The sequence below is a fragment of the Chryseobacterium polytrichastri genome, from assembly GCF_900142445.1.
GTDB lineage: Bacteria > Bacteroidota > Bacteroidia > Flavobacteriales > Weeksellaceae > Chryseobacterium > Chryseobacterium polytrichastri.
This window is the reverse complement of record NZ_FRAV01000012.1, coordinates 48834-75718: the sequence shown is the minus strand read 5'-3', so window position 1 is coordinate 75718 and position 26885 is coordinate 48834. Positions and strand designations below refer to the sequence as shown.

Here is a 26885-nt window from a genome sequence, read left to right as displayed (position 1 = left end):
CGTTTTTTTAAGAATATTATTATATCTTTTATATAAAAATATTAAAAACTTGTAAGCTGTTGGGAATGATTAATTTAGATGGTAAATAAATATGAAATATAAATTCTTAAATTTTAAATTGAGGAAAATTGTTCACTACTCACTGATTTTCTGTATTCTATTGATACAGATTATTATAGCAGTGTTTTTTTATAATGAATTTATCAATGAGAAAAAATTGACATTTATCAAAAATCAGTTGGAGGAAAGCAGAAAACTAGAAGGGGTTACTGATAATTCAAAAAAGGACTTCATGAATGCCCAAAATTACCTTCAAAAATACATGATAAGCCAAGATGATAAAGACCTTAAACTCTATTTTGAATCACTTGGAAAACTTAAGGGAAATTTTGATAAGATTAATGAATTTGAAGATAAAACTCCAAAGTTAAAAAGTAAGATTGCTTTACAAAAAAAAGATACTTTACAGATTAGAAGATTAAAGGTATTAATAGATTCTGTATACAAACATTCACTAAAACCACCCGCAAAGATTCAGGATAAAGAGTATAGCCCGGAGCAGTATAAGAATAAGTTTGAAGATTTGGATATACAGACGCAGACCTATTCTGATACCATAAAAAAGAAGGGTTTTGTAGGACGTTTAAGAGATGCAATTTCGGGTAAAGTAGATGTACAAAAAGAAAGTACAGTCATCACTTTAAAAAATAAAAAGACAGCGGATCTTTCTACAGTAAAAACAGAAATGAATAATACCATAAAGTCTATGGATAAACATTATACAACTGAAATTAAGAAGATCCAATTATCTGCTGTTCAAAATCAAAAAGATAGCAGAGAGTTTTATAGTGATTTTAATAAATTATTGGTGTACAGTAACGGGCTGATAGATGTTTATGAAGGGGCCATTAAAGGTTTTAAATCAGAATTAGAGAAAGAATACAATAAACAAAGCTTAATCAATAATAAAATCAGAACTTATTTGGTATTGGGATTAATGATTTTAATGTTCTTTGTATCAATTCTGATTATGTATTTTACAAGGCTTGCTTTCATTTACGAATTGAAACTGAACGCAGCAAATAAAGAGATTAAAAATAATCTTAATTTCAAAAACAGAATCTTGGGAATGCTGAGTCATGAACTAAGATCTCCTTTAAAAATCATTAATATTTTTATTGATAAGATTAACAGAACTACAAAAGACGAGACGATAAAAGAATATCTTAAATCAATAAAATTTACGAACAGCACATTGTTGATACAGTCTAACCAGATTTTAGAATATACAAAAAACCAGGAAGCTGATACCAAACTTATCAAAAATGTATTTAACCTCAAAGATGAGATCACTTCTATTGTAACGGCTATTACGCCTTATATAGAAACCCGAAATAATAAGTTCATCGTAACCGATGAAATACCTGCAGGTACAATCGTATATTCGGATAATATCAAAATTAATCAGATTTTCATGAACATTCTGGGGAATGCCAATAAGTTTACAGAAAATGGACAGATCAATCTTACGATGACCACTGAATTAATTGATAAAAATAGAATTTCCTTAACCACAACAGTTGCTGATACAGGCGTAGGAATATCACAATCTGATCTGGAAAAAATATTTGAACCTTATTATCAGGGAATGATTTCTAATGAGATTGATAATCTTGGTGCGGGCTTAGGGCTTAACTTATGCAAGGAGATTATAGAACTTTTTAATGGTGAAATATCGGTTTCAAGTGAATTACATGTTGGAACAAAAGTGATATTCAGAATTAATTTAAATATGAGTAAGGATGGAGCTACCAATTGAAAATAAAGAAATCAAGTTTCTGTTAGCAGATGATCATAGCATTGTACGACACGGAATGGAAATTATGATTGATGAAATTGCTCCGAATGCTGTTGTGTATCATACATCTTCTTTACAAAAGGTGGTAGAAGAAGTAACTTCCAAGGCGATAGAGATTCTTATCATTGATGCTCATTTTCCAGACGGGAACAGTGTGCATATTTTATCTGATATAAAAGCGGCTAGTCCCGATATTAAGATCCTTATTTTTTCAGGACTTGAAGAACATTTGTACGCTCTCAAGTTCATAAATGCGGGAGCTAACGGATACCTAAGCAAGCTAAGTGAAGAGGAAGAAGTAAAACAAGCTCTTGTGAGCATTATACAAGAAGGAAAGTATATTTCTGCTGTTTCACAGAGTTTATTGGTACAATTTGCTAATGACCCAAACTCAATGAATCCTCTTCATCATTTAACGAAGCGAGAATTACAAATTGCAGAAATGTATGCGGAAGGATATGGAAATCTGGAAATTGCAAATCAACTGGATGTTAAGCAAAATACGGTAAGTACGATCAAAAAAAATATATTCGATAAACTAAAAATAGAAAATCTTGTTGAACTCATTGAGCTCATCAAAACACATCATACGCTGTAGATTTTCGCAAGTCTATTCTCAATTTTTTCACCAATTATAAATTCTTGTAGATAAATATCTACGAGGAAATCGATATATATCTATGGTGTTTGTAGATCATTTTTTATACTAATGTTGTTACTTTGTGATAGAAAATTTGCTGAAAGAAAAACATGATAACAATTGAAAGTAAATGTTTTAGCTCTCAATTTTATTTAAACAATTCAGATGAGTAAATTTTCTTAACTATAAAAATAATAAACAATCATTATAGTAAAATACAAATGGTGAAAATAAAAATTAGGTTTTGACACAAAAAACGCAAGTGATGAATACCGTATCTAAATAATCTTTAACTGACTTTTGGAAGCTATTTATTAAAAAAACACAATTTATATATGAACAAGCGGGATTAGTCTTTTAGAAGGTTATTTAATACAGATAAAAGGAGGCAAAGGTCTCCTTTTTTTCTTTGTTCAAATCAACAGCCTGAAAATGCTTTATATTAAGTTCAAAAAAATAGGGTGCAGCATGTTATCTACTGATACATATGATTTTTGTAATGATTGATTTTGAAAGCTTTAATGAGCGTTTGAAAAATTATAAATAGCAGAAATCTGTAAATTAAAAATCCATTGGATGTAAAGCAAAATAATGTAAACACAATCAAAAAATTATATTCGATAAATTAAAAAAATAGAAAATTTTGATGAACTCTTTGAGTTTATCAAAACACATTATACCCTTTAGGATTTTCAAAGGTCCTTTTTCCTTTTTTTCTTTGTTTATGCGTCCTTGTAGATAAATATCTATGAGGAAATCGATATATATCTACGTTGTTTGTATATCATTTTTTAGACTAATGTTGTTACTTTGTAATAGAAAATCTGATGAAAGAAAAAAATAATTAAAAATAAATATTTGACTTTTAATTTTAATTAAATAATTCAGATAAGTATTTTTTTTAACTATAAAATAATAAACGACGATTATAGTAAAATACAAATGGTGAGAATAAAATATTGGTGACGACATAAAAAACACAAGTGATGAGATCAAAACACAAATGATGAAACTAAAACACAAATGATGAAAACGCAGTATGTAAATAATCTTTAAGCGACTTTTTGGGAGCTTTTTATTAAAAAAAAACACAAATTTAGATAAGTAAAACAGCGAAAATTAGTTTTGCAGAAGATTATTTTATACAGAAAAAAGGAGACGGAAGTCTCCTTTTTTTTCTTTTCAAGGGTTGATAAATTGAGTGTTATTGAATTTTCCTTACAATTGAAATCTTAGTCTAAAACATAGATTTTCTTATTTTTAAGGCTAAATCCTAGCTTATTCCCCAGCCAATTGATACTTGTTTTCCCTTCATAAATTAATCCGTCAACAAAAACAACGTTAGGGTCTTTGAGGTGGGCATATTCATTTGAGATTGAATTGATTGTTCCAGAATAGTATTTAGTCATTACATTTTCATTAAATTCACTTTTTCGTTCAGTGAGCTTTAATTTATCCTTATCTATTTTCAATAATGGAATCAACTTATCACTCAGCCAAAATGAATTATTCCCTGCACCAGAATCTAGCATCACTTGGATTTTGTATTGATCATTTAATTGGATGTAGGTAAATATATCTATAGAATGGTCTGCATGGGTTGAGAGCTGAATATCAAAAGACTTTTTATTCTTCAACGGATCAATGGGTACGAGCTCAATTTCTTTTTTATTAAAATCAATGATAAAATCTTTATCTTTCAACATGGGTAAAGAGATCAATCCGTTGAGTCCGTCCAACTTCATATCAAAAGTGGAATAGGGCATGTTTTTAAATTGTGTTCCTGCAAAAGTTATTTCATCACTTTTAAAGAGTGGGACATCAATTCTTTCACCAGTTGCTCTGAAGGCGGTGAAAAAATTATAGCTTGTTTTCTGTTTTAAGTCTTTAGCAAAATCGGTGAAAAATAAATTGATCCCACCGCCCGTATCAAAGATAAAATTACCTTCTTTTCCTTCGATATTGGCCTTTACCACAATATGACCGGAAGGCAATAACTGAAACGGAATTTTTTGAGAAAATAATTGATTGGAAAGTAGAATGATAAAAGCTAAAATGGTTCTTTTCATGGATTGTTTTAGGTTAGTTTTATTATTGCGAATGTTTTGGTTTCCTTGAAGGCTTCTCTTCCACGGAAAAACACGGATAAAACTAAACAAAAAATATGACATTGAATAGAGTGAAAATCCTTTATGTTGATGACTACATTTCCAAGATTATATCAAACTATTTTTTAGTTTACCTTTATATCATCATACAAGCTATCAACTACTTTTTGTAAAATTTTTCCTGCTTCATTAAAGCTGGTGTTTGTCAATATGGATATTCCTATATTTTGTTTTGGGTAAATCACAAACCAATTTTGCATTCCGTATATACCACCGTGATGTCTATACATTAATTTATTATCATTTTCTATGATGTACCAATGATAACCTTCCCAAAAATCAGAACCTTCTTTATATAATTTTTTATGAGATTCGTTTACAATAAGATTTGATTTGTTAAGTTGCAATTTCATATATTTTACTAAATCCGTAGTCGTAGAATGTAATCCTGAAATTCCACCCCATAAAGTTCTATTGAAGTTAGGCATTAACTCGTTTTTATCGTTATAACCTTTTACCAATCTTTTTCTGTCATTTTCATTGAGTGTAAATTTAGTTTGGTTCATTTTATTAGGTTTCAAAATAAATTCAATGACCAATTCCTCAAAAGGTTTTTGGTACACTTTTTCAAGTATATAGGCTGTCAACTCCGGAGCCGTGTTTGAATAGGAATAAAGTTCTCCAGGTTTTCTTTCAATTTTAATGAGTTTTAATCCTTCAAAAAAAGCCTCTTTATTTTCGCTTTTTAGAGGCATATTAGGAAATCCACTTGTATGGGTGATGAGGTGTTTAATTTTAATAGGTTCCCCTCTAAACTCTAAGTTAGGATAAGGCTCGTTAAGATAGATTCTAACATCATCATCTAAATTTATTTTTTTATCAAGTACAGCTTTAGCGGCTATATAACCTGTAAAAGTTTTAGTTACAGAAGCTAATTCATAAAGTGTAGAATCGTTGGGTTTGTTGCCTTTTCCAATAGTTAACTCTCCAAAATGTTTTATTGTGGATTTCCCATCTTTCAACACTGCAACGGAAACAGAATGAAATCTTTTGTCCTCTAATAATTGAAGAGCATTTTTTGTAATCGCGTTTTCAATATTTTGTGTATTGATTTGCTGAACATTTTTACAACCAACTAAGACAAAAAATAAAATAGGGGTTAAATATTTTATAGTCATAATTTATAGTTTATAGTTTAATATAAAGTGTATTAGTTTAATGTTTTAAGGATTGTATTTTGAAATTTCGCTGCTTCATCTTTATGAATTTGATGTCCAGAGTTTTCAAATAAAAATAAATCTTTCTTAGGTGCTTTCACTTGCTCATAATATCCTTTTGTAATGGATGTTAATGTTTGAATGTCGTTTTTACCAACAAAGAAATAAATTGGACAGGCTACTTTCTTTAACGTCTTTGGTAAATCAATTTTCATGACTTCGTTCCATGCAGGTGACCAGGTTTTTGACCATTGAAGAAAGCCCTTTTTGAAATCATCACTTGTTACATATTCTTTTCCATCTTTGTAAAAAAGCCATTTTCTTAAATAAAACATATCATCATCATTGGTAAAAGGAAAATGTACTTTTTCCAATTCTTCCATAGCGACAGGGTTGTCTTTAAAATGAACTTTCAGTGTTTTAAGCAATTCTTTCTCGCTTTCTAATTGACTGATTACAGGATTTACAGCAAAATAAGCATGTAATAATTCGGGATGATGTCTAACAATATAAAAGCCTAAAGCGTTCCCCCAAGAGCTGCCTAATAAATAAAGTTTTTTCTGATTCAATCTCTTTAATAGAAAATTAATCACCTCATATGTATCCTTTCCCATTAGCTCAACTGAGGGTTGAACAGGCGAAGGATTTAAGGCTAATGTTTTTCCCGCATCTCTTTGATCCCATTGAACAATGGTAAATTTATTTTTTAAAATGTTGGTATAAGCATCCGCGTTTTTCATCATTGAGCTTCCCGGGCCGCCCGATAAAAAAAGAAGGATAGGTTTATTGGCATCATCGGTTTTAATTTCTATTACTTGTTTTATTCCACCAATTTCAGTAGTTAAAAGGGTATCAATTTTTACCGGCTGTAATTGTGCTAAACAAAATATTGATAATAATGTTAGGATAAAAAGACTTACTTTTTTCATGATTTCTAAGTTTTAATTTGACTTTAAATATGTTGATACAAAGATGCTCTAGAAAGTTTTGAGATAAGTCCAAGTAAAAAAAGTCGGACTCATTTTATGGATTAAAATGAGTCCGACTTTTTACAAATCGAAGTTTGAGTATGTGCAAATTATTTATTATCAGGTGTTTCTGAAAGATGTTGGCGTTTGGTTCGTGTATTTTTTAAACGAGGTATGAAAAGAAGATTTTGAATTAAAACCCACTTCATATAAAATTTCCAACACTGTATATTCTTTTTTCGAAGGATCTTTTAGAATGTTCATTGCTTTTTTAACGCGGTATTCATTCACGAAATCAAAAAAATGCTGATTGATGTGATGGTTAATTAAAACAGACAAATCACGAACCGGAATTTTCACCTGATCTGCCAGCTCTTGAATCGTTAATGAAGGTTCTAAGAAGGGCTCTTTTTCAACCATGAAATTTTTAAGCTGCTCAATCTGAAAACGTTTTGTTTCGTCGGTTTTATTTTCAGTTTCCAGCGTTTCAGCAAAATTTTTTGTTGGTTGTAAGGTAGAATCAATTCTGCGAAAAAGCTCAGGATAATTTAATGCCTTTAATATAAACCAACAGGCAACCAATAAAAACACGGTTCCTGCAACAATATTTAACCAGATAAATAGATCTTTATGTTGTGTATACCTTACGATGTTTTTTAGAATAATACATACATGAATGACTAAGAAAATAATAGTAAGTTGAGATAACCATTTGTATAGCAAAGTATTGGGATTGGTATAGTTTTCAGAATAAATTTTCTTGTATTTTTTAAGGATGAGGAATATGGCAATGATGTAAAAGAAATACTGCAGTTCCCCGATAAGCTGATAAAAAAACATTTCGGGAGAGTTCCACATTTGTTTAAAGAACTCTTCTTTAGCAGGACCTTCTGCTAGATAGAGCCTTGGAACTAAAATTAAATTGGCAACAATGAAAGGAATAAGATGCAGTAAATGTTTTCTTTTCAATTTAAAATCTGAATAACAAACGGCATTAACGTACAGATAGAAAAGAGGTATCACTAATAGGTAAGCAGATATTTTGAACGTTTTTAGATTATAACTATCAACAAAAAGGTGCATAAAAAGTCCGCTGATATCAATGGCGTTAATGATAAGGAATGCTGCAAATAATCTGTTTTCCAGTTTTCTTTCTGTTTTTACCGTTAATAAAAATACAGCAAGCAGCAGCGATATAAAAACGGCAATCGCTGCAATAACCTCCAGAAAATTCAATTTGTCCATTAGTTTTTTTGCAAAAATAAGATATAAGTTGTGAAGAAAATAGATTGATAAATAACAAATTTGTGAAATATCTTATTTTTGATCAATAAATAACTTTTAGTGTAGGATTCCAGTCTTGACTTTTTTGTCCGTTGGCGTCAAGGCAAAAGGACTTGTAAAATTGTCTAATAGAACAATTCTGAAAAAGGTTTCATTGCACTTCAAAAAAAATAAACACAAATCTTTAGGATTGGAATGTAGCCTAAACTATTTCTGTATGGCATAATAATCCAGCCAGTTTTTTATTCTTCCCACAAACATTTTAAGATAGTTTTCAGTAAAAAATATATTAGACCAATCAAATCTTTGCGCTTGTACCCCAAGATAAAAAACGAATATAGATGCTCCTGCTTCTGGGATTAATGCAATTTCTTTATCGGATAAATTTCTTACTTTTTGGTAACCGTTTAGAAAACTCTGGACCTTGGTTTCATATTCTTTTTTATCAGATTCAATAAAGAACAGCTGTTTGCAAAAATAAGCTACATCTAAAATGAGCGCTCCATTTCCACAATTATCGAAATCGAAGATCGTGATTTGATTCTCGTTGTTTACACTCAGGTTATCATACCAAATATCAAGATGAATGATACCGTTTTGATTTTCCGATAAATTACTTTCTTTGAACTTGCTTGATATTGTATCATTAATTTTTTTGATATACTTCATTTCCTCTAAATCTTTGTCGAAATACAAGTTCAGATACTGATAAGCCTGATGTAACAGAACCTCCGAATTATAATGTATTCTATCAATTTTTTTATCTGCTGTTAGGCTATGGATTTTTGCCATCAATGATCCAATGGCAGAGCAGGTTTCATGAGTCATGAATCGCATTTTTTCACCTTCTGCAAATGAAAAAACTACGGCATAGCGAATTCCTTCGGGTGCATTAATTTCCTGAATAAAGTTTCCGTTTTTATCAGGAATTGGATAGGATACCGAAAGATTACCAGCCTTGAGTAAAAGTAAAAGTTCGAGTTCCTGTTTAATTTCAGTCTTTGTCCTCCAATTATAACAGTACACCCGAATAACAAATTTGGTTTCACTATCTGAAATAAAATAGGTGTGATTTACTCCGGTTCTGAACAACTTACAATCAATATCTTCTTTTAAAGGATATTTTTCTTTTATAAACTTACCTAATTCTATTTCTGATAACGTGGAAGTTGTTACGGGGAAAACGGTCATTTTTTATTTGGCTTTTTAATGATTGATTATTTTTGCGGAAATGTAAATTTCTCATTTTTTAAAATGGCAAGGATTGCCTCTGAAATATCAGAAAGCTTTCCGTTGTAATTATTGCATAATAAAATGATGGTTATTTTACTTTTAAGATCTGAGAACAGGAGTGCTTCAAAATTTCCGGCTCTTCCATCATGAGAATGTTCTGTTAATTCTTTATTTTCAAATTTGGTATTTCCCAATGCAGATTGGCTGTCTGCTATGTTAAAACTTTGACCTAATTTATATAAAGAATTTTTATTGACTACTTTTTTAGTATGCAGACTGTTTGCCCATTTCAACAGATCAGTGGTTGTCGTGTAAGTTCCACCTGTTATAGGTAATTCTACAGGATCTTGTACCCATTGATTATTAAATCCTTTGGCCATGTTTTTTTCATTTTCAAAAGGAGTCATTAAGGTAGCATTCATTTTCAAGGGTTGGAATATGAACTTTTGAATATACGTTTTATAAGGCATTCCCGTGATACGCTGAATAATAAATTGTCTCAGGAAAAGATTGTTGTTATTATAATCATATTCAGTACCGGGTTTAAAAGATAGCTTATCAATCAATAATAAGTCGTTAAAAATATCGGTGTCATTTTTAATTTTCTTCCAGTTGACATTAGGAATTCCGCTTGTATATTGTAATAGATCTTTAATGGTCACTTCCTTAGCCCATTGAGGAAGTTCAGGAATGAAAGTGGAAACAGGGTCAGATAATTTTAGTTTTCCCTGCTCTTCTAACTGAAGTAAGGCAACGCCGCTAAACTCTTTCGTGATGGACCCTAAATGAAACCTATAGTCATCTGTTAATGGAGTCGTTTTTGTTGCATCTGCAAATCCTAACGAAGCATGGTAAATGACATTGTTGTTTTGTGAAACAAGTACATTTCCATTAAAGATTCCGTTTTCATGAACGGTTTTCATGAGCTTATCTAACGTGTTGATTTGTTCTTGTAGATTGCTTTTTTGATGTTTAGCGTTTTGACTAAAACAAAAGATACTGAGACATGATAAACTTAAAATTAAAAGTGATTTTCTCATTTTATTACTATGATTTCTAATGAAGTCTTATAAATAATGTGTTTGGGAGTTCATTGGATTAGTTTTTCCAAATATAATGTTTATTTGGATGGGGTTAGAACCTTGGTTTCAGATTGAAAAATTAAGAAGCTGTTTAAATTTTAAACCATTAAGGATAATTTTAATTGTTATGGAAATTAAGAAAAAATCTATAGATTGTCTTAAGCGTGCCGTCTTAAAGCGGAGCTCATACTTAATATTCTAAAAATCTTAAGTAATCTTACTATTGAAAATCAAGAATGAATACAATAAATTGTTTATAAAATATGAAATTATTAAAATCTAAATAAGCTCTAAAAGACAACGTAATTTATAAAGAGTGATGAAAGTAACCTTTATCGTCTTTGGTCTCATAATTGTTAGAGTTAGAGGACGAATTCTACAAATACTCACTAAATTATAATCCTATGAAAACTAAAACACCAGCTAAGAAAGCGACGGTTAAAAAAACGGCACCTTCAAAAACTCAAACAAAAACTCAATCGAAAATTCCGGCTAAGAAAAATGCAGCCAAAGAATTAAAAGATTTGTTTGAAGATTCTTTACAGGATATTTATTGGGCAGAAAAAGCACTGACAAAAGCGCTTCCAAAAATGTATAAAAATGCGACGGATAAAAAGCTACAATCTGCGATTGAACTTCACCTTGTTGAAACCCATGTGCATGTAAAAAGATTGGAAGAATGTTTTGCCTCACTTGGTAAAAAAGCACAGGCTAAAAAATGTGATGCGATGCAAGGATTATTAGACGAAGGAAAAGGCATCATGGAAGAAACTGAGCCTGGAGCGGTAAGAGACGCAGGAATCATAGCAGCAGCACAAAAAGTAGAGCATTACGAAATTGCCACTTATGGTACACTTGCTGCGTATGCTAAAGTTCTTAAAGAAAAAACATGTCTTAAAAATCTCTTAGCCACTTTAAATGAAGAGAAAATATGTGATAAGCTATTGTCAAAAGTTGCTGATATTACGCTTAACAGCAAAGCAATTAAGAAATAGACAGCCCTTTTCTTTACAGAGATCATTTTAGATAAAAAACAAAAAACCTTGTGAGTAATACTACCAACAAGGTTTTTTAGTTATTTATTTAAGCACTTGTGTTTTTGCTCTCATTATCACGATCATTTTTTTTAGCGATTTTATCTGCTTTTTTTTCTTTTGCCGTTTTCAAAGGAGCTGTTTTATCAGATTTCTTTTTGACGTCTTTTTCTTTTGACATAATACTATTTTACTTTAGGGTAAAGTTCGCTTTAAAAGAAACGAAAGATTTATACATAGATTGTTATTTGTTGCATAAATCATAGATATTATCCAATGAGTTTAGAATCATTTACCACCTTATAAAGTGCTAAATGATTAAAGGTGTAACTTTGAGTGTATTATAGATGATGAATTAAACAATTTTATTAATAATAAGATTACTCAATTATTCAATACTTCCATGAAATTATATATAAAATATATGGTAAGCCTTCGATGCAAAATGGTTGTACACGAAGAACTTAATAACCTCGGCATAAAGCATGCGGTGGTTGATCTTGGTATTGTTGAAATATTGAATGATATAACGAAACAACAACGAGAAATTTTAAAGGAAAACCTGTTAAAATATGGTCTCGAATTGCTGGATAATAAAAAAAGTATACTTATCGAGAAAATAAAGAATGTGATTACAGAAATGATTCATTATTCTGACGAATTGCCGAAAGAAAATTTTTCGGATTATATAAGTGAAAAATTAGGGTATGATTATACGTATCTGGCCAATACATTTTCTGAAGTAAAAGGCATTACTATACAGCATTTTATCATCATGAATAAAATTGAAAAGGTGAAGGAACTCCTTTTATATGACGAACTTAATCTTACGGAGATATCCTATAAACTCAATTACAGCAGCGTTGCTCATCTTTCTAACCAATTTAAAAAGATAACAGGCCTTTCGCCTTCTTTTTATAAACAGCTGAAACAAAAGCGAACCCAAAATCTAGAAGACATTTAATTGTGTGAAATATGTAATTTTTTTTAATTGATTTACAATGTTTTATACTCCGAATCGTCGATATTTGTATAATAATTATACAAATAGTTCTTATCATGGAAGTAAATCGAAATATAACCAATAATAATTTTAAAATTATAGGAGATCGAACCATCAATTCAAGACTATTGAAAAATAAATTTTCACAGTTAACAGATTTTGATCTCAGATTTGATGAAGGCAAAGAAATTGATTTTCTTGACAGAGTGGGAAACAGATTAAGAAAAAACCGTGAAGAAGTGATGGATATTATAAAAGAATTAAATATTTCATAAACTATTTTCAAATACTCATTAAAACTAAGAGGAAATAGTATATATGTTTTCAACGAGTTTTAATAAGAGGATAGAAGCTTATGAGTCTCTATCCTTTTTTTTGAAATATTGACAAAAATTAACGCACTTAAAATAACAATAAATTATCTATATTGCTAGTCATGAAAATAATACAGCTCTTTCAATATAAAGATTCTATCAGCCGTAAAATGCCGTTTTTTGAAGAAGAAAACCAACTTAATTCTTTGAACGATTTAATGGCGTTCAATTTAATGAATACAGAAAAAGTAACCGAGTTTATCATTGAAATTGAAGATGATTTTGCATTTGAAGATGCTAAACAAGAAGAGTTATTAATGATGTGTAAAAATGCTAAAGAAAGTATTGATCATTATTTCAATACTGTTTTAGATGATTATACTTTAAATAGGTAATAGAATAATCTAAATTTCACAAAAAAGTACTGTCATATTTCAGACAGTACTTTTCTATTTTTTCTTAAGATCTTTATTGATTTGTTGTTCCGCATTCTTTGCTTTCTGTTCCTGAGCTTCTTTATCTTGACGTTGCTCTTTTCTTGTTTTTTTCGCGGCACGTCGTTCTTCACGAATCAGTTTGTGAGATTTTTTATTATATAGAGCATCAACTATTCCCTGACCCTTTTTACTGAAAACTTTTATTTTTGGATTGTCCTGAGTTCCTGTTACGACCACCGGAATACCAATCCATCCGCCTGGTGGAAGCCCAACTCTTACCTGCAGATCTAGCAAGCCATTGAAACTTGTGGTTCCACTAATAGTAGGCCGAAGAGCAGAAACTTTAAACGTGAACTTATCAATATGAATGAGGTTGTTTTTGATATGAGTTTCGATGTTTACCCCTTTCATATCAGGATTATCAAAGGCTTTAGCTCCAATATTATCACCTACGGCAGATAGCATTTTAAGATTTTTTACTTCTACATCACGAAGATTTACAATACCACCACCTTCCAGCGACGGATAAATTGGGCTCATATTTTTATCTAAATCACCTTTTAGTTTATAATCCAAAGATACAATCCCTTTAACATCTTTAGCAGCAGTGGCCATTTGGCGTACCATATCAATCTCCTTATAGGCTCTTTGAACATTGAAATCCTGAACTTTTAGGGCAATGTCATAGTTGGCGGCTAACGGTGATAAATCCTTATAGCGGGCATCCATATTCATTCGGCTTCCGATAATGTCAAAAGAAGTATTTTTAAGATAAACCTGACCATTGGTTACAGAAGCATTTCCTTTTAGATGGTTAAGATCTAAGCCTTTAAAGTCAACTCTTTTAGCATTGGCATCTAAAGAAACATCCAGATTTTTTGGTATAATAACAACGCCGCTGCTTTTTGGGTTTTCTTCTTTTGCATATTCTAGTTCGATGGATTTATTTGTATTGTCGCCACTTTTTAGCGCCATAAATTCATCAACTAAAATGTAATTGGAGTTCATTACAAATTTCCCGTGCAGCGTGCCTTTTCTTTCAATGAAATAATTAATGGTATTTAAAAGATATCCATTTAATGCAAAATCTGATTTTCCATAATTAGCATTAAACTTTCTAAACCACATTTTTTCATTTTCAAACTGAAAATTTCCTTCTTTGATATAAAACGATTTCGGGAGATATTCTGTGGTGGCTTTTATATTTTTTAAAATTAAGGTTCCTTTGTTATCAAGTTTGCTGTACTGGCCTGTTGTTGCATAGCTTTGTCGACCGTTAAGCGATACATTAGCTATGATCAGTCCGCTGATGTCTAAGCCTTTTTTAGCAAACACTTTATAAATTCGTCCAACATTTAAAACTCCTTTCGTTTTTATTTTATACAATAGGTCTTCTGTATTTTGTAGATCTGCATTCACGGAAACCGGATTTCCTTCAAAATCAAACCTGAAGGGATTCAAATTCACACCAAGGCTTTTAAAAGTACCATCGGTATTGATAACATTAGCAACCAAATTAATATTCTGAATAGGATTGGGGTAATATTTTGTTTTTACAAAACCATCTTTAAGATTGATATATCCATTGGTTTTTGGAAACAGTTTTTTATCCATGCTGAAAATCCCGTTGGCTTTTATATTGGTATCCATAAGACCTCGTATTTCAATGTTTTTGAGGCCTAATGTCTGTTGCAATGTCTGAAGATTTACGGCTCCTTTTATATTGGCATTTACATTCATTTCGTTGAGCCCTTTTGTACTTACGTAAGCAAGGAAATTATTATTCGGGCCAAGATCAAAACTTAGTTTTTTTAGATTTATGGCTAATTGATTGGTGTCTAATGATGGGAGATCAACATTAAGATCCATATTCAAATTGTTCATTGGAACAGGAGCTTTTCCGTTCGAAATAAATCCGTTTTTAACCAAAAGTCGAACCTTCACTCTTGGTTTAAGATTTTTAGGTTCACTGAATCTTCCTTTTACATTAAAATATAAATCACTGTTACCTTCTATTTTGGTGTCTTTTGCCCAATCAAGATATTGTGGAGGTAATGCAGATATCATTTCACGGATCGTTGTTTTTTCAGAAGCAGCTTTAATATCGAGGTTATATCCATCTTTAAGAATACTTGCAAAACCGGTAAATTTTAAAGGAAGATCATTGACTTTTAATTCGTTTTTTCTTAATACAAAAGTTAATGCATTCGTATTAATTCTTGTTATAAGATCGGCATGTAACTTCTTTTGCTTTGCATAGTATATTCTGTTAAGGCTAAAATCTACTTTATCAATATCCAAATTAGTTTGAAGATCAAAAATATCTTCACTTAATCCTCCTTTTCCGGTATAATTCAGCCCCTTTGCATCCACTAATATCTTAGCGGCATGGTCAACATATTTTATATGGCTATTTTTGAATTTAATAAGATCCAGTTTTATTGAAGTGCCTGTCTCTGTATTATCTTTTGGCGTTTCAGATGGCTCTGAAATGTAAACGTTATAATTGGCTTCCCCTTTAGTATTTACAAAAACATTGGCATAGGCATCAGTAACATATATTTCATCGATTTTTACTTCACGGTTGAAAATCAGATTTTTCAAGTTGATTCCTACCGCAACTTCTTTTGCCGTAAGCAAGGTATCTTGCTGAAAAGGTTTTGATCCGTATAAAATAAGATCATCTACGGAAAGGGTAAGGGAAGGGAAATGTCTGAAAAAAGTTAGGTGTGTTTTCTTATAATCTAGTTTTCCTGCCAGATGTTTATTCGCAAATATTTTCACCTGCTCAGAGATAGTCCCCGGAAATAGAATAGGAATAATAAACATCAAAAATAGAATTGATGCCAGTGAAATTCCTGTCCATTTCAAAATTTTCAAAATTATTTTTTTAAACTTTTCCATAAATTGATAATTTTGATTTTAATAGTTTTTTTCAGGTTTGGCTGATGATAATAAGTTAATGTCTATCTAAAATTAAGCCATTCATCATTAAAGATTAAAAAATGCTTTCAAGTAGATTAGGCTTGATTGAATGTAAAAATAGCAAATTTTAGAGAAAATTCTAAGAATAATAAATGTAAGTAATAAATTTTCAGAGACTTAGTTTATTTTTATGCTTTGTCACGATTTTGAACATTTTAAATAACCTTTTTGATAGTGATCTGCTTTTTGTTGTTGTAATTTTATACTCGTAATGATAAAAAGAAAAAATAGAATCTTACTCCTTAATATCGTGTTCTTATTGACGATAGTATTAGTAGGATTGAACCTTTTCAAAAGTAAAAATCAATCGCATTCTAGTATTGCTAAATCAACTGCATACCTACAGAAAGCGGATGTTCAAAATCAGGTTGATGTTTACAATTTATCAGATATTCCGGATGAGCTTATTATAGAAGATATAAATAAGACCCAATTTGCTGTTGAGGTACTCATAGAAAAATGGGTTGCTGATTTATTTAGCATCCAATATTTTTCACCTCAACCAATTGTTGCTCATAATTTTTCATTTATTACTTTACCCAGGTATATACTTTACCATTCTTTGCAGATATCTGGTTGTTAATTTTCATTTTTTCGTTTGTTTTTAAATCTTAATTTGTCCGTATTCGATTACTGGATAGAGATTTATATTTCCTAAACTTAGTTTTCAGATACTTTTATTTGTCTTTTTTAGAAGAGGCAAAAAGATACGATATGTTTAATTCTAAATAAAAATATTTATGCATTTAACCCCCAGAGAAACAGAAAAACTTATGCTGCATATGGCAGGAGAGCTTGCCCTGAAAAGAAAGGCAAGAGGTGTTAAGTTAAATTATCCGGAATCGGTTGCTTTAATCAGCCATTTTTTAATGGAAGGCGCCCGAGATGGAAAAAGAGTTGCTGATCTGATGCAGGAAGGCGCTCAGATTCTTACAGTAGATGACGTGATGCCGGGAGTGGCAGCAATGATTCATGATGTTCAGATTGAAGCTACTTTTCCTGATGGAACCAAGTTAGTAACCGTACACAATCCAATTCGTTAAACTTACTTATTATGATACCAGGAGAAATTTTTGTAAAAGAAGGCATTATCATTTGTAATGAAGGCCGTGCAACGGTGACTATAAAAGTAATCAATACAGGAGACCGTCCTATTCAGGTGGGATCTCACTTTCATTTTTTTGAAGTGAATAAAGCAATGAGCTTCGATCGTGAGAAAGCTTTCGGAAAAAGGCTGAACATTGTGGCTAGCACAGCGGTACGTTTTGAACCGGGAGAAGAAAAAGAAGTAGAGCTTGTGGAAATAGGAGGAACTAAGAAAGCAATAGGCTTCAACAATCTTGTAGATGGGTCTGTAGATTCAGATACTCAAAAAGCGGAAAGTGTAGCCAAAGCCAATCAATTAAATTATAAAAATCTGTAATATGAGTTTAAACGTAGACAGAAGACAATACGCAAATATATTAGGTCCTACTACAGGAGACCGAATTAGACTTGGTGATACAGAAATGATCATTGAGATAGAAAAAGATTTTACCCATTATGGTGATGAAGCTGTTTTTGGAGGAGGAAAAACCGTACGTGACGGGATGGGACAAAACGGGACTGCTAAAAGAGATGAAGGCGTCTTAGATCTTTGTATTACAGGAGCAACAATTATAGACCATTGGGGGATTGTAAAAGCAGATATCGGAATTAAAGACGGTAAGATCGTTGGCATTGGTAAAGCCGGAAATCCTGATACGATGGATGGGGTTACTCCCAATATGATCATTGGTGCTTCTACAGAAGTGCATGGCGCCAAAGGGCAAATTGTAACTGCCGGAGGAATTGATACACACATTCATTATATCTGTCCGCAACAAATTGAAACCTCTCTTTACAGTGGTATTACTACGATGATTGGGGGTGGAACAGGACCTAATGATGGAACAAATGCAACCACCGTTACTCCGGGAAAATTCAACATGCAGAAGATGTTAGAAGCAGCGGAAGAATATCCTATGAATTTAGGATTCTTTGGAAAAGGAAACTGTTCTACAGAAGGACCCATTGAAGAGCAGGTGGAAGCGGGAGCACTAGGGGTGAAGATTCATGAAGATTGGGGGGCTACACCTGCGGTAATTGATGCTTCATTAAAAGTGGCTGATAAATATGATGTTCAGGTGGCAATCCATACAGACACTTTAAATGAAAGTGGCTTTTTGGAAGATACGATGAGAGCGATTGATGGAAGGGTAATTCACACCTTCCATACAGAAGGTGCAGGAGGAGGGCATGCCCCAGATATTATTAAAGCGGCAATGTATCCTAATGTACTTCCGGCTTCCACAAATCCTACACGTCCTTATACAATCAACACGATAGATGAGCATTTGGATATGTTGATGGTATGTCACCATTTAAGTAAAAACATTCCTGAAGATGTAGCATTTGCAGACTCACGTATTCGTCCGGAAACAATTGCTGCTGAGGATATTCTACATGATATTGGAGCATTCAGTATTATGAGTTCCGATTCTCAGGCAATGGGAAGACCGGGAGAAGTGATTATCAGAACATGGCAGACGGCAAGTAAAATGAAAGATCAGCGTGGTCAGCTGGAAGAAGATGAAAATACATTGCATGATAATTTCCGTGCAAAACGTTATATCGCGAAGTATACCATTAACCCTGCTATTGCTCACGGAATTTCAGAATATGTGGGTTCAATTGAAGCCGGAAAATTAGCTGACTTAGTAATCTGGAAACCTGAATTATTTGGAGCAAAACCCGAAATGATTGTTAAAGGAGGTTTTGTAATTGCCAGTAAAATGGGAGACCCAAATGCGTCTATTCCAACACCACAACCGGTTATTTATAGAAATATGTTTGGTGCTCATGGCCGTGCAAAATACGGAATATGTGCCACTTTTGTTTCTCAGATCTCTATTGATAGCGGAGCGATCGCGAGTTATAAATTAGAAAAAATGATTCTTCCTGTAAAAAATTGCAGAAATATTTCTAAAAAGGATCTTATTCATAATGATAAAACACCAGTAATTGAGGTGAATCCTGAAAACTACAAAGTAACCGTAGATGGGGTGCATATCACTTGTGAGCCTGCAGAGAAACTTCCGCTTACTCAGTTATATTTTTTATTCTAAAATGAAGCAGCCTTATAGGTTTCTGAAATCTATAAGGCTTGTTTAATCTACAATTTTAAATAATTAAAGTATAGAAATGAAAAATTTTAACAAAGCCGCTTTTTCTTTTGCAGTGGCAGGAATGTCGATGTTTTCGGGGAGAATGAACGGACAGTTTTTAGGAGGAAGAAGACTGAAGAGCGACGATGAAGGACCACAAGGACAGTTCATGGTATATGGTTCATTAGATTACTCCAAAATTACAACACCTTCAAGCAGCAGCAGTACCGTTTCGAGCGCACCTATCGGATTAGGGTATTTTATCAACAATAATGATCTTGTTGGTGTTAATTACGCTTACTCACAAAATACGGTAAACCATAGCGTAGTATATAAACAAAATGAAGCGGGACTTTGGTACAGTCCATCATTAATGTTAGGTAAATATTTTGTACTGATTGCTCAGGTTGATGCCCATTACGTTTGGGGACAGCAAGTTTCAGGAGCTGCAGAATCTATGGAAAACTTTAATGGATTCCGTCTTCGAGCCTATCCTTTGATAGGGATTGTATTAGGTGGCGGTTGGGCTTTGAAATTTAAATTCGCTGAGCTCTCTATGCTCCAGACTAAGGCAAAAGAAGGTTGGACGAAAAGCTATGTTGCAGGAATCAGTGGTTCAACATTCGGAGTAGGAATTTCTAAAAATTTAGACTTCAGAAAAAAAGCAAAGAAAGATGATAATTAATGAAACCATAGGAAATATCGCACAAAATCCGACAACAAAAATTGTAGATTATCTTGATCTTGAATGGTATGAATCTACTAAAAGGATTCAGCGTAAAAAGACACGTAATGGAGAAGATATTGCGATTAAATTTCTTAGAGAAGGGCAACGCCTCAGAGAAGGGGATATTCTTTTCGAAAATGAAGAGAAATTGATTGTTGTTAATATTTTAGAAACAGAAGCAATTGTTATTTCTCCTACTTCGATGTTGGAAATGGGAACGGTATGTTATGAAATTGGGAACAAACATATCCCTCTTTTTATACAGGAAGATAAAGTGCTTTTGCCTTTTGAAACACCGATGTATAAATGGTTGGAAGTGAGTGGCTACAAACCGGAGAAACAATTGGTAAAGCTATTGAATCTTCTTAAGTCTAACGTAGAACCTCACGGACATGGCAGTTTAGGTTCATCAATTTTTACTAAAATTTTAAAAATGGCAGCTCCAAAAGATGAATAACATGAAATTTTTAGCCAGCCTATTACATATTTCAGATCCTACTTTACCTATCGGAGGCTATACCCATTCTAACGGGTTGGAAACGTATGTGCAAAAAAGGATAGTGAACAACAGAGAAACCGCAAAGGAATTTGTTGAAAATATGCTCAAATACAACCTGAAATACAATGATGGTGCTTTTGTAAAACTGGCGTATGAAGCAACAGAATCTAAAGATTTGAAGGCTATCTTAAAGTTGGATGAAGAGTGTAATGCATTGAAATGTCCGAAAGAAATTCGACAGGCAAGTCAGAAATTGGGATTGCGTTTAATCAAGATTTTCAAAAGAAACGAAAATTTCGAGTTTATGGAAGCGTATGAAGAGGCTATTAAAAACCGTGAAGCAAGTTCTCATTACGGTGTTGTCTTCGGAATCTACACATGTTTGTTGGGGATTCCTTTATACGAAGCGCTTTTCGGATTCTATTATACTTCATTGGCAGGAATGATCACCAATGCTGTAAAGTTGGTTCCGCTGGGACAGCTTGACGGGCAGGATATTTTGTTCGAATTATATCCCATCATGGAAAAAACAGCGCAGGAAACCATAGAACTCGACAGAGATTTAGTAGGTCTTTGTAATACATCTTTCGATATTCGTTGTATGCAACATGAAAGATTGTATTCAAGGCTCTACATGTCTTAATCAGAGTTTAAAAATGTAACAACCACAGAACTTCGCTGAGTGAAACGCCCTTGCGAACTTAAAAATATTCATAACTAAAATCAAAAAAATCCTTGCGGACTTTGCGATAAAAATAACAAAATTGAATTAATTTCAGTGTCAATTTTTACAATTCATAAAAAATAACATAGATTAAAAATGGAAAATAGAAAGTATATAAAAGTAGGAGTGGCAGGACCTGTAGGCTCAGGGAAAACTGCTTTATTAGAAAGATTAAGCAGAAAATTATATGGTACGTATGATCTTGGCGTAATTACCAATGATATTTATACCAAAGAAGATGCTGAGTTTATGGCTAAAAACAGTCTTCTTCCCCATGATCGTATTATCGGAGTAGAAACAGGAGGTTGCCCACACACAGCAATTCGTGAAGATGCAAGTATGAATTTGGAAGCGGTGGATGAATTAGCAGCTCGCTTTCCAGAGATCGAACTTATTTTTATCGAAAGTGGAGGAGATAACCTATCGGCAACTTTCAGTCCGGATCTTGCGGATGTTACTATTTTTATTATTGATGTGGCAGAAGGAGAGAAAATTCCTAGAAAAGGAGGTCCTGGTATTACAAGATCAGATTTATTGATCATTAATAAAATAGATTTAGCCCCGCATGTAGGCGCAAGTCTTGAGGTAATGGAAAATGATGCAAGAAGAATGAGAAACGGAACTCCTTTCGTATTTACAAATCTTAAAACGGATGAAGGACTGGATAAAGTGATCGGTTGGGTAAAGAAATATGCTTTATTGGAAGACTGTGAAGAACCGAATCTTGTAAGATAAATGGATAGTCGCTTACATATCATAGCCGGCTATAAAGAAGGAAAGTCTTATGTGAAAGATCTTTATGTATCACCGCCTTTTCGGGTAGTTTCTGTAGGACAACGGAAAAAAGATCATAAACTCTATCAAATCGTGATGAGTTCTTCCCCCGGAATTCTGGATGGTGACCGCTATCAGCTGGATATTGCTTTAGAAAAAGGAGCTGCATTACAGCTTCAGTCACAGTCTTATCAGAGATTATTCAACATGAAAGATCGGGCGGTTCAGCAACTGAATATTTCCATGCAGGATAACACTTCTTTTGCTTACGTTCCGCATCCTGTGGTTCCGCATGAAGATTCTAATTTTAAGAGCAAAGCTGAGGTCAATATCGGAGAAAACAGCCAGATTATCATTAGTGAAATTATTACCTGTGGAAGAAAGCATTACGGTGAACTTTTTAAACTGACAAGATTTCAGAATCTCACCGAGATTTACCATAAAGACCAATTGGTTGTTAAGGATAATATTCTTATTCAGCCTGATCTTATTCCTATTAAAAGTATTGGTAATCTGGAAGAATATACCCATCAGGGAACTTTAATTTTCTACACTACAAAAAAGCATGTAGATAAAAATGCGCTCATTGAAACCATCTATACCCACATCGAATTGCAAAATGAAATGGAAGTTGGTATTTCAGCCATGGAAGATAACGGGTTTATCATACGAACCTTAGGGCACGGCGGGGAAGTAATGTATAATTTTTTCCTTACCGTTCAGGAGATTCTTTGGGCGCTTGAATAAATAAAATAAAAAAATGAATACGACTATTTGGGCATTAATGCTGAGTGCCATCTCTATAAGCTTTATCCATACCGCAACGGGACCGGATCATTATCTGCCATTCATTGTATTGTCAAAATCAAAAAAATGGAGCAGAAGCAGGACGATTTTTTTAACTATTGCGTGCGGTTTTGGCCATGTTTTAAGTTCTTTGGTGATAGGTGCTATTGGAGTTTTTCTGGGATGGCAGCTTAATCAGTTTGCGTGGTTTCAGGATATCAGAGGGAATATTTCAGGATGGGCATTGTTGATATTTGGTGTTGCTTATCTTATTTATGGATTAGTTCAGGCGGCAAGAAATAAACCTCATAAGCATTTTGATGTGATGGGAGAGGATGTTTACGTGTATGAACACAATCATAGTGAAATGGTAATGCCACAAAGCAGAATAAAAGTAACCCCTTTTGTCTTGTTTATGATCTTTGTAATGGGACCGAGTGAACCACTTACGCCACTTCTTTTTTACTCAGGATTAAACCGTTCTATAACAGAAATTCTTGCATTGGTAGTACCGTTTACCATTACCACGGTAGCCACCATGCTTGGGATGGTCTTATTGGGAAGATATGGATACTCAACCTTATTTAATACAGAAAAGCTAGAGCGTTATATGGGAGTGATAAGTGGAGCAGTAGTAACGGTATGTGGCATCGGAATGGTCTTTTTAGGATGGTAAGTCTCTAAGAAAGGGTTAAGAAGCAAGAGTCCTAAGATGGTGAAGGAGTTTTTAATGAAAGTATTTCGGCTCTTGCTTCTTAATTTTTTTAAACAAAATTTTGAATAGTAAACTTTAAACCTTGAATAAATTACTTTATGGACAAGTTTTTACAAAAATATCCTTTTATTGATATCGTTTTAAAAGGAATCGGGCAGATCATGCTTCAGGAGAACAGATGGACAGGGCTTCTATTCCTTGTTGGTATTTTTTTAGGAAGCTGGGAAAGTGGTCTGGCTGTGCTGGTGTCTACAAGTATTGGAACTTTCACAGCAATGAAACTAAAGTATGATAAGTCTGAAATAAATGCCGGACTATATGGCTTCAGTGCTGCGCTGGTAGGTGTTGCTTTCTCATTCATTTTTAAGTGCACAATTTTGATCTGGATTTTGATTGTTGTTGGGGGCGCATTGGCAGCAATCATTCAGCATTTTTTTATCAGAAAAAAGATTCCGGTATTTACTTTTCCATTTATCATTGTTATCTGGATCAGTGTTTTCATGTTGCATCATTTTACCCACATTCCACCATCTGAACTTATCAGTGCAAAAGCCGAAAATCTGAATTATGATGACGTAATAACCCCAATCAATGCTTTTGGTGAAGTGATTTTTCAAGGAGGGATGTTGTCCGCAGCTATTTTCTTTATAGGTGTTTTCATCAGTTCACCAGCTGCTGCTTTGTACGGATTCATAGGTTCTGTAATAGGCGCTTACCTTTCTCACATAAACGGGGAACCTATTGATCAGATTCATATGGGATTGTTTGGTTTTAATGCCGTTCTTTCTGCCATTGTCTTTTCAGGTTTCAAAAAAACAGATGGGTTATGGGTGTTAATATCTGTAATAATTACCGTGGCAATAGACGATTTTTTAGTCGATCACAACATATTAAATATGGTAGGAGGTGTGCTTACTTTTCCGTTTGTTGCCGGAACATGGATTACATTATTAATCCAGAAAATTTTTATCCCCAAAAATCAAAACTAAAATAGTTAATAGTAAAAAATCAATAAAAAGAATATCTAATGAAGAGAACTCAAGTAATGGTTGCTTTTCTAGCCTTAATGATTAACGGACTTGCTTTGGCACAGGAAAAAGGTACAGAAAAACAATCATTTATTAAAGATGCAGACGACAAATTTCCAATTAGTGATGCTTTGATAAAGTATAATCATAGCAGTGAACATACCCATTCAGGATCTGACGGATCGTTTAAATTTTCAGTTAAATCTTTTCCGGATACATTAGTGATCAGCCATAACGGGTACGATGAGGTAAAATGGATCGTGACGAATGAAGAAGATAAAAATAAAGTTTTTTTCCTTCAGCATAAACCATTTCAGATCTCCGAAGTGGAGATTAATCACAGTTCGTTTTTATCGGCTATTACCAAAGTAGATTTAAATAAATTTCCGGTGAATTCTGCTCAGGATTTATTACGAAAGGTTCCCGGATTATTTATTGCCCAACACGCAGGAGGAGGAAAGGCAGAGCAACTTTTTTTAAGAGGTTTTGATGCCGATCACGGAACTGATGTGAGTGTAAATGTAGATGGAATGCCCGTGAATATTGTTTCTCACGCTCATGGACAAGGATATTCGGATCTGCATTTTATCATTCCGGAAACCGTTAATAATATCGATTTTGGAAAAGGAGCATATTATATGGATCGCGGAGATTTTGATACGGCGGGATATGTAGATTTCCAAACCTACGATAAGTTGAAAAACAGTATGGTGAAGTTGGAAGGAGGTTCTTTTAATTCCAAAAGGATATTGGGAATGTTCAACATCATCAATGATCCGAACAAAAGAAAGAATGCTTACGTTGCCGCAGAATACAATTATACAGATGGTCCGTTTGATGTAAAACAAAATTTCAACAGAGTAAATATATTCGGAAAATATAACGAATGGATTACGGATAAAGATTATTTTAATATTCAGTTTTCTACCTTCAATTCTTCATGGAATGCTTCAGGGCAAATTCCTGAACGAGCCGTAAATGAAGGAATTATTGGCAGATGGGGAAGTATTGATCCTACAGAAGGAGGAAGCACTTCACGTACGAATCTTCAGATGAATTATAAGCATATTATTTCTCCGTCTGAACAGATTGATGCCATGCTTTGGTATTCTAAATACAATTTTAATCTGTACTCTGATTTTACATTTTACCTGAAGGATAAAGACCATGGTGATGAAATTGAGCAGAAAGACGGCAGAAATATATATGGTGCTGAACTAAAATATACCAAAAGTTTTTCTCTGCCTAACAGCTCATTGAACTGGATCTCAGGCATTGGATTCAGAAATGATGATATTAATACATTACAGCTGAACCATGTATACCACAGAGATTTGTTGTTGGATAAAATGGCAGATGTAAATGGAACAGAAACCAACCTTCATGCGTATTCAGGATTAATCTGGAAAACAGGAAAATGGACGATTAATCCGGCGTTGAGAGTAGATCATTTTATTTTTAATATGCATAATTTATTGGATCCTGAGCAACTGCCTTCCGGGCAATCGTCTGAAGGAACTAGGGTAAGTCCTAAACTTAATTTCTCTTATGCGGCTAATGATAAGATCATGTGGTTTCTGAAAACAGGGATGGGATTCCATTCAAATGACATGAGAGTGGTGGTTCAGGAAAAAGATGCTAAGACGTTGCCGTATTCTTTAGGTGGAGATCTTGGAGTAAGATTGCATCCTTTTAAATCGTTAATTATTACCCCAACCATTTGGTATCTGTATTTACAACAGGAGTTTGTGTATGTGGGAGATGATGCTGTAGTAGAACCTTCAGGGAAATCAAGACGTTATGGTGCAGATTTGGGAATCCGTTTTCAACCATTGGAAAACCTGTATCTGAATGCAGATATCAACTATTCTCATGCCCGATTTATTGAAGAAAAGAAAGGTGAAGATTATGTTCCTTTAGCTCCGGTAGTAACGAGTACGGGATCTGTAAACTGGGATTTTCTGAATGGTTTTTCTCTGGGATTACAATACCGTTATTTGGGTGACCGACCAGCTGTTGAAGATAATAGCCTTCGTACAAAATCTTATTTTGTGAATGATCTGATTCTATCTTATAACAGAGCAAAATGGGGCGCGAATCTCCAAATCAATAACTTATTCAACGTAAAATGGAATGAAGCTCAGTTTGCTACAGAAACGCAACTGAAAAATGAAGCCGAGCCTATAACAGATATTACCTACACTCCTGGAATCCCTCTGGGAATAAAAATGGGCGTGTTTTATAAGTTTTAAAGGAAGTTTGGTATCTCATTAATGTATTTTTT

The 26885-nt window shown here is 33.1% G+C and carries 26 protein-coding genes; 18 read left to right on the top strand and 8 right to left on the bottom strand.

The window, feature by feature from the left end; translation table 11 throughout:
* Positions 1–217: 217 nt before the first annotated feature.
* A complete protein-coding gene (locus BUB80_RS09445; RefSeq protein ID WP_228433752.1) occupies positions 218–1819 on the top strand; it encodes a sensor histidine kinase in 1602 nt (533 codons plus the stop codon).
* A complete protein-coding gene (locus BUB80_RS09440; protein WP_073292682.1) occupies positions 1803–2456 on the top strand; it encodes a response regulator in 654 nt (217 codons plus the stop codon). The genes BUB80_RS09445 and BUB80_RS09440 overlap by 17 nt, the downstream gene beginning before the upstream one ends.
* Positions 2457–3730: 1274 nt before the next feature.
* On the opposite strand, the gene BUB80_RS09435 is transcribed toward BUB80_RS09440, so the two are convergent.
* The 6 genes from BUB80_RS09435 to BUB80_RS09410 form a co-directional block, all read right to left on the bottom strand.
* Complete coding sequence (locus BUB80_RS09435) at positions 3731–4567, bottom strand: retropepsin-like aspartic protease (protein WP_175549590.1); 837 nt, start codon at positions 4565–4567, stop codon at positions 3731–3733.
* 164 nt (positions 4568–4731) lie between these two features.
* On the bottom strand, positions 4732–5784 hold the full coding sequence (locus BUB80_RS09430; protein WP_073292680.1) for a serine hydrolase domain-containing protein: 1053 nt from the start codon (positions 5782–5784) through the stop codon (positions 4732–4734).
* A 32-nt stretch (positions 5785–5816) separates the two neighbouring features.
* Positions 5817–6752, bottom strand: a complete 936-nt coding sequence (locus tag BUB80_RS09425) for an alpha/beta fold hydrolase (RefSeq protein WP_083547130.1) — start codon at positions 6750–6752, stop codon at positions 5817–5819.
* Positions 6753–6911: 159 nt separating this feature from the next.
* Positions 6912–8036 (bottom strand): helix-turn-helix domain-containing protein, encoded by a 1125-nt coding sequence (locus tag BUB80_RS09420; RefSeq protein WP_073292678.1) that lies wholly within the window; start codon positions 8034–8036, stop codon positions 6912–6914.
* Positions 8037–8282: 246 nt separating this feature from the next.
* Positions 8283–9266, bottom strand: coding sequence for a phosphotransferase (locus BUB80_RS09415; RefSeq protein ID WP_073292677.1), 984 nt, complete (start codon positions 9264–9266; stop codon positions 8283–8285).
* Positions 9267–9292: 26 nt separating this feature from the next.
* Positions 9293–10231 carry a serine hydrolase domain-containing protein gene (locus BUB80_RS09410; protein ID WP_139262633.1) on the bottom strand — a complete coding sequence of 313 codons (939 nt, stop codon included), beginning with the start codon at positions 10229–10231 and terminating at the stop codon, positions 9293–9295.
* Positions 10232–10794: 563 nt separating this feature from the next.
* Here BUB80_RS09410 and BUB80_RS09405 point away from each other — a divergent pair.
* The gene (locus BUB80_RS09405) at positions 10795–11385 is read left to right on the top strand and encodes a YciE/YciF ferroxidase family protein (protein WP_073292675.1); all 591 of its coding nucleotides are present in this window, start codon (positions 10795–10797) and stop codon (positions 11383–11385) included.
* A gap of 88 nt (positions 11386–11473) precedes the next feature.
* On the opposite strand, the gene BUB80_RS23995 is transcribed toward BUB80_RS09405, so the two are convergent.
* Positions 11474–11605 carry a hypothetical protein gene (locus BUB80_RS23995; protein ID WP_257737073.1) on the bottom strand — a complete coding sequence of 44 codons (132 nt, stop codon included), beginning with the start codon at positions 11603–11605 and terminating at the stop codon, positions 11474–11476.
* Between the two features lie 222 nt (positions 11606–11827).
* Here BUB80_RS23995 and BUB80_RS09400 point away from each other — a divergent pair, with 222 nt between their 5' ends.
* The 3 genes from BUB80_RS09400 to BUB80_RS09390 all read left to right on the top strand — a co-directional run bounded on the left by BUB80_RS09400 (position 11828) and on the right by BUB80_RS09390 (position 13136).
* Complete coding sequence (locus tag BUB80_RS09400) at positions 11828–12388, top strand: helix-turn-helix domain-containing protein (protein ID WP_228433750.1); 561 nt, start codon at positions 11828–11830, stop codon at positions 12386–12388.
* A 95-nt stretch (positions 12389–12483) separates the two neighbouring features.
* Positions 12484–12702 carry a hypothetical protein gene (locus tag BUB80_RS09395; RefSeq protein WP_073292674.1) on the top strand — a complete coding sequence of 73 codons (219 nt, stop codon included), beginning with the start codon at positions 12484–12486 and terminating at the stop codon, positions 12700–12702.
* Between the two features lie 161 nt (positions 12703–12863).
* Positions 12864–13136, top strand: coding sequence for a heme oxygenase (locus tag BUB80_RS09390; RefSeq protein ID WP_073292673.1), 273 nt, complete (start codon positions 12864–12866; stop codon positions 13134–13136).
* Positions 13137–13190: 54 nt separating this feature from the next.
* Here BUB80_RS09390 and BUB80_RS09385 read toward each other — a convergent pair whose 3' ends face one another.
* On the bottom strand, positions 13191–16082 hold the full coding sequence (locus BUB80_RS09385; RefSeq protein ID WP_073292672.1) for an AsmA-like C-terminal region-containing protein: 2892 nt from the start codon (positions 16080–16082) through the stop codon (positions 13191–13193).
* Between the two features lie 340 nt (positions 16083–16422).
* Here BUB80_RS09385 and BUB80_RS09380 point away from each other — a divergent pair, with 340 nt between their 5' ends.
* The 12 genes from BUB80_RS09380 (at position 16423) to BUB80_RS09325 (ending at position 26853) form a co-directional block, all read left to right on the top strand.
* Positions 16423–16746, top strand: coding sequence for a hypothetical protein (locus BUB80_RS09380; RefSeq protein WP_139262631.1), 324 nt, complete (start codon positions 16423–16425; stop codon positions 16744–16746).
* A 157-nt stretch (positions 16747–16903) separates the two neighbouring features.
* The gene (ureA, locus tag BUB80_RS09375) at positions 16904–17206 is read left to right on the top strand and encodes an urease subunit gamma (RefSeq protein ID WP_073292670.1); all 303 of its coding nucleotides are present in this window, start codon (positions 16904–16906) and stop codon (positions 17204–17206) included.
* A gap of 11 nt (positions 17207–17217) precedes the next feature.
* On the top strand, positions 17218–17586 hold the full coding sequence (ureB, locus tag BUB80_RS09370; RefSeq protein ID WP_073292669.1) for an urease subunit beta: 369 nt from the start codon (positions 17218–17220) through the stop codon (positions 17584–17586).
* A 1-nt stretch (position 17587) separates the two neighbouring features.
* Positions 17588–19309 carry an urease subunit alpha gene (gene ureC, locus BUB80_RS09365; RefSeq protein ID WP_073292668.1) on the top strand — a complete coding sequence of 574 codons (1722 nt, stop codon included), beginning with the start codon at positions 17588–17590 and terminating at the stop codon, positions 19307–19309.
* 76 nt (positions 19310–19385) lie between these two features.
* Positions 19386–20033, top strand: coding sequence for a hypothetical protein (locus BUB80_RS09360; protein WP_073292667.1), 648 nt, complete (start codon positions 19386–19388; stop codon positions 20031–20033).
* Entirely contained in the window at positions 20023–20532 is a 510-nt protein-coding gene (gene ureE / locus BUB80_RS09355) for an urease accessory protein UreE (protein WP_073292666.1), read from the top strand. The genes BUB80_RS09360 and ureE overlap by 11 nt, the downstream gene beginning before the upstream one ends.
* Before the next feature lies 1 nt (position 20533).
* Positions 20534–21217, top strand: a complete 684-nt coding sequence (locus tag BUB80_RS09350; protein WP_073292723.1) for an urease accessory protein UreF — start codon at positions 20534–20536, stop codon at positions 21215–21217.
* Positions 21218–21394: 177 nt separating this feature from the next.
* Entirely contained in the window at positions 21395–22033 is a 639-nt protein-coding gene (gene ureG, locus BUB80_RS09345; protein WP_073292665.1) for an urease accessory protein UreG, read from the top strand.
* A complete protein-coding gene (locus BUB80_RS09340; RefSeq protein ID WP_073292664.1) occupies positions 22034–22819 on the top strand; it encodes an urease accessory protein UreD in 786 nt (261 codons plus the stop codon).
* Between the two features lie 13 nt (positions 22820–22832).
* Complete coding sequence (locus BUB80_RS09335; RefSeq protein WP_073292663.1) at positions 22833–23534, top strand: hypothetical protein; 702 nt, start codon at positions 22833–22835, stop codon at positions 23532–23534.
* 137 nt (positions 23535–23671) lie between these two features.
* A complete protein-coding gene (locus tag BUB80_RS09330; RefSeq protein ID WP_073292662.1) occupies positions 23672–24562 on the top strand; it encodes an urea transporter in 891 nt (296 codons plus the stop codon).
* Between the two features lie 38 nt (positions 24563–24600).
* On the top strand, positions 24601–26853 hold the full coding sequence (locus BUB80_RS09325; protein ID WP_073292661.1) for a TonB-dependent receptor: 2253 nt from the start codon (positions 24601–24603) through the stop codon (positions 26851–26853).
* Positions 26854–26885: the final 32 nt, after the last annotated feature.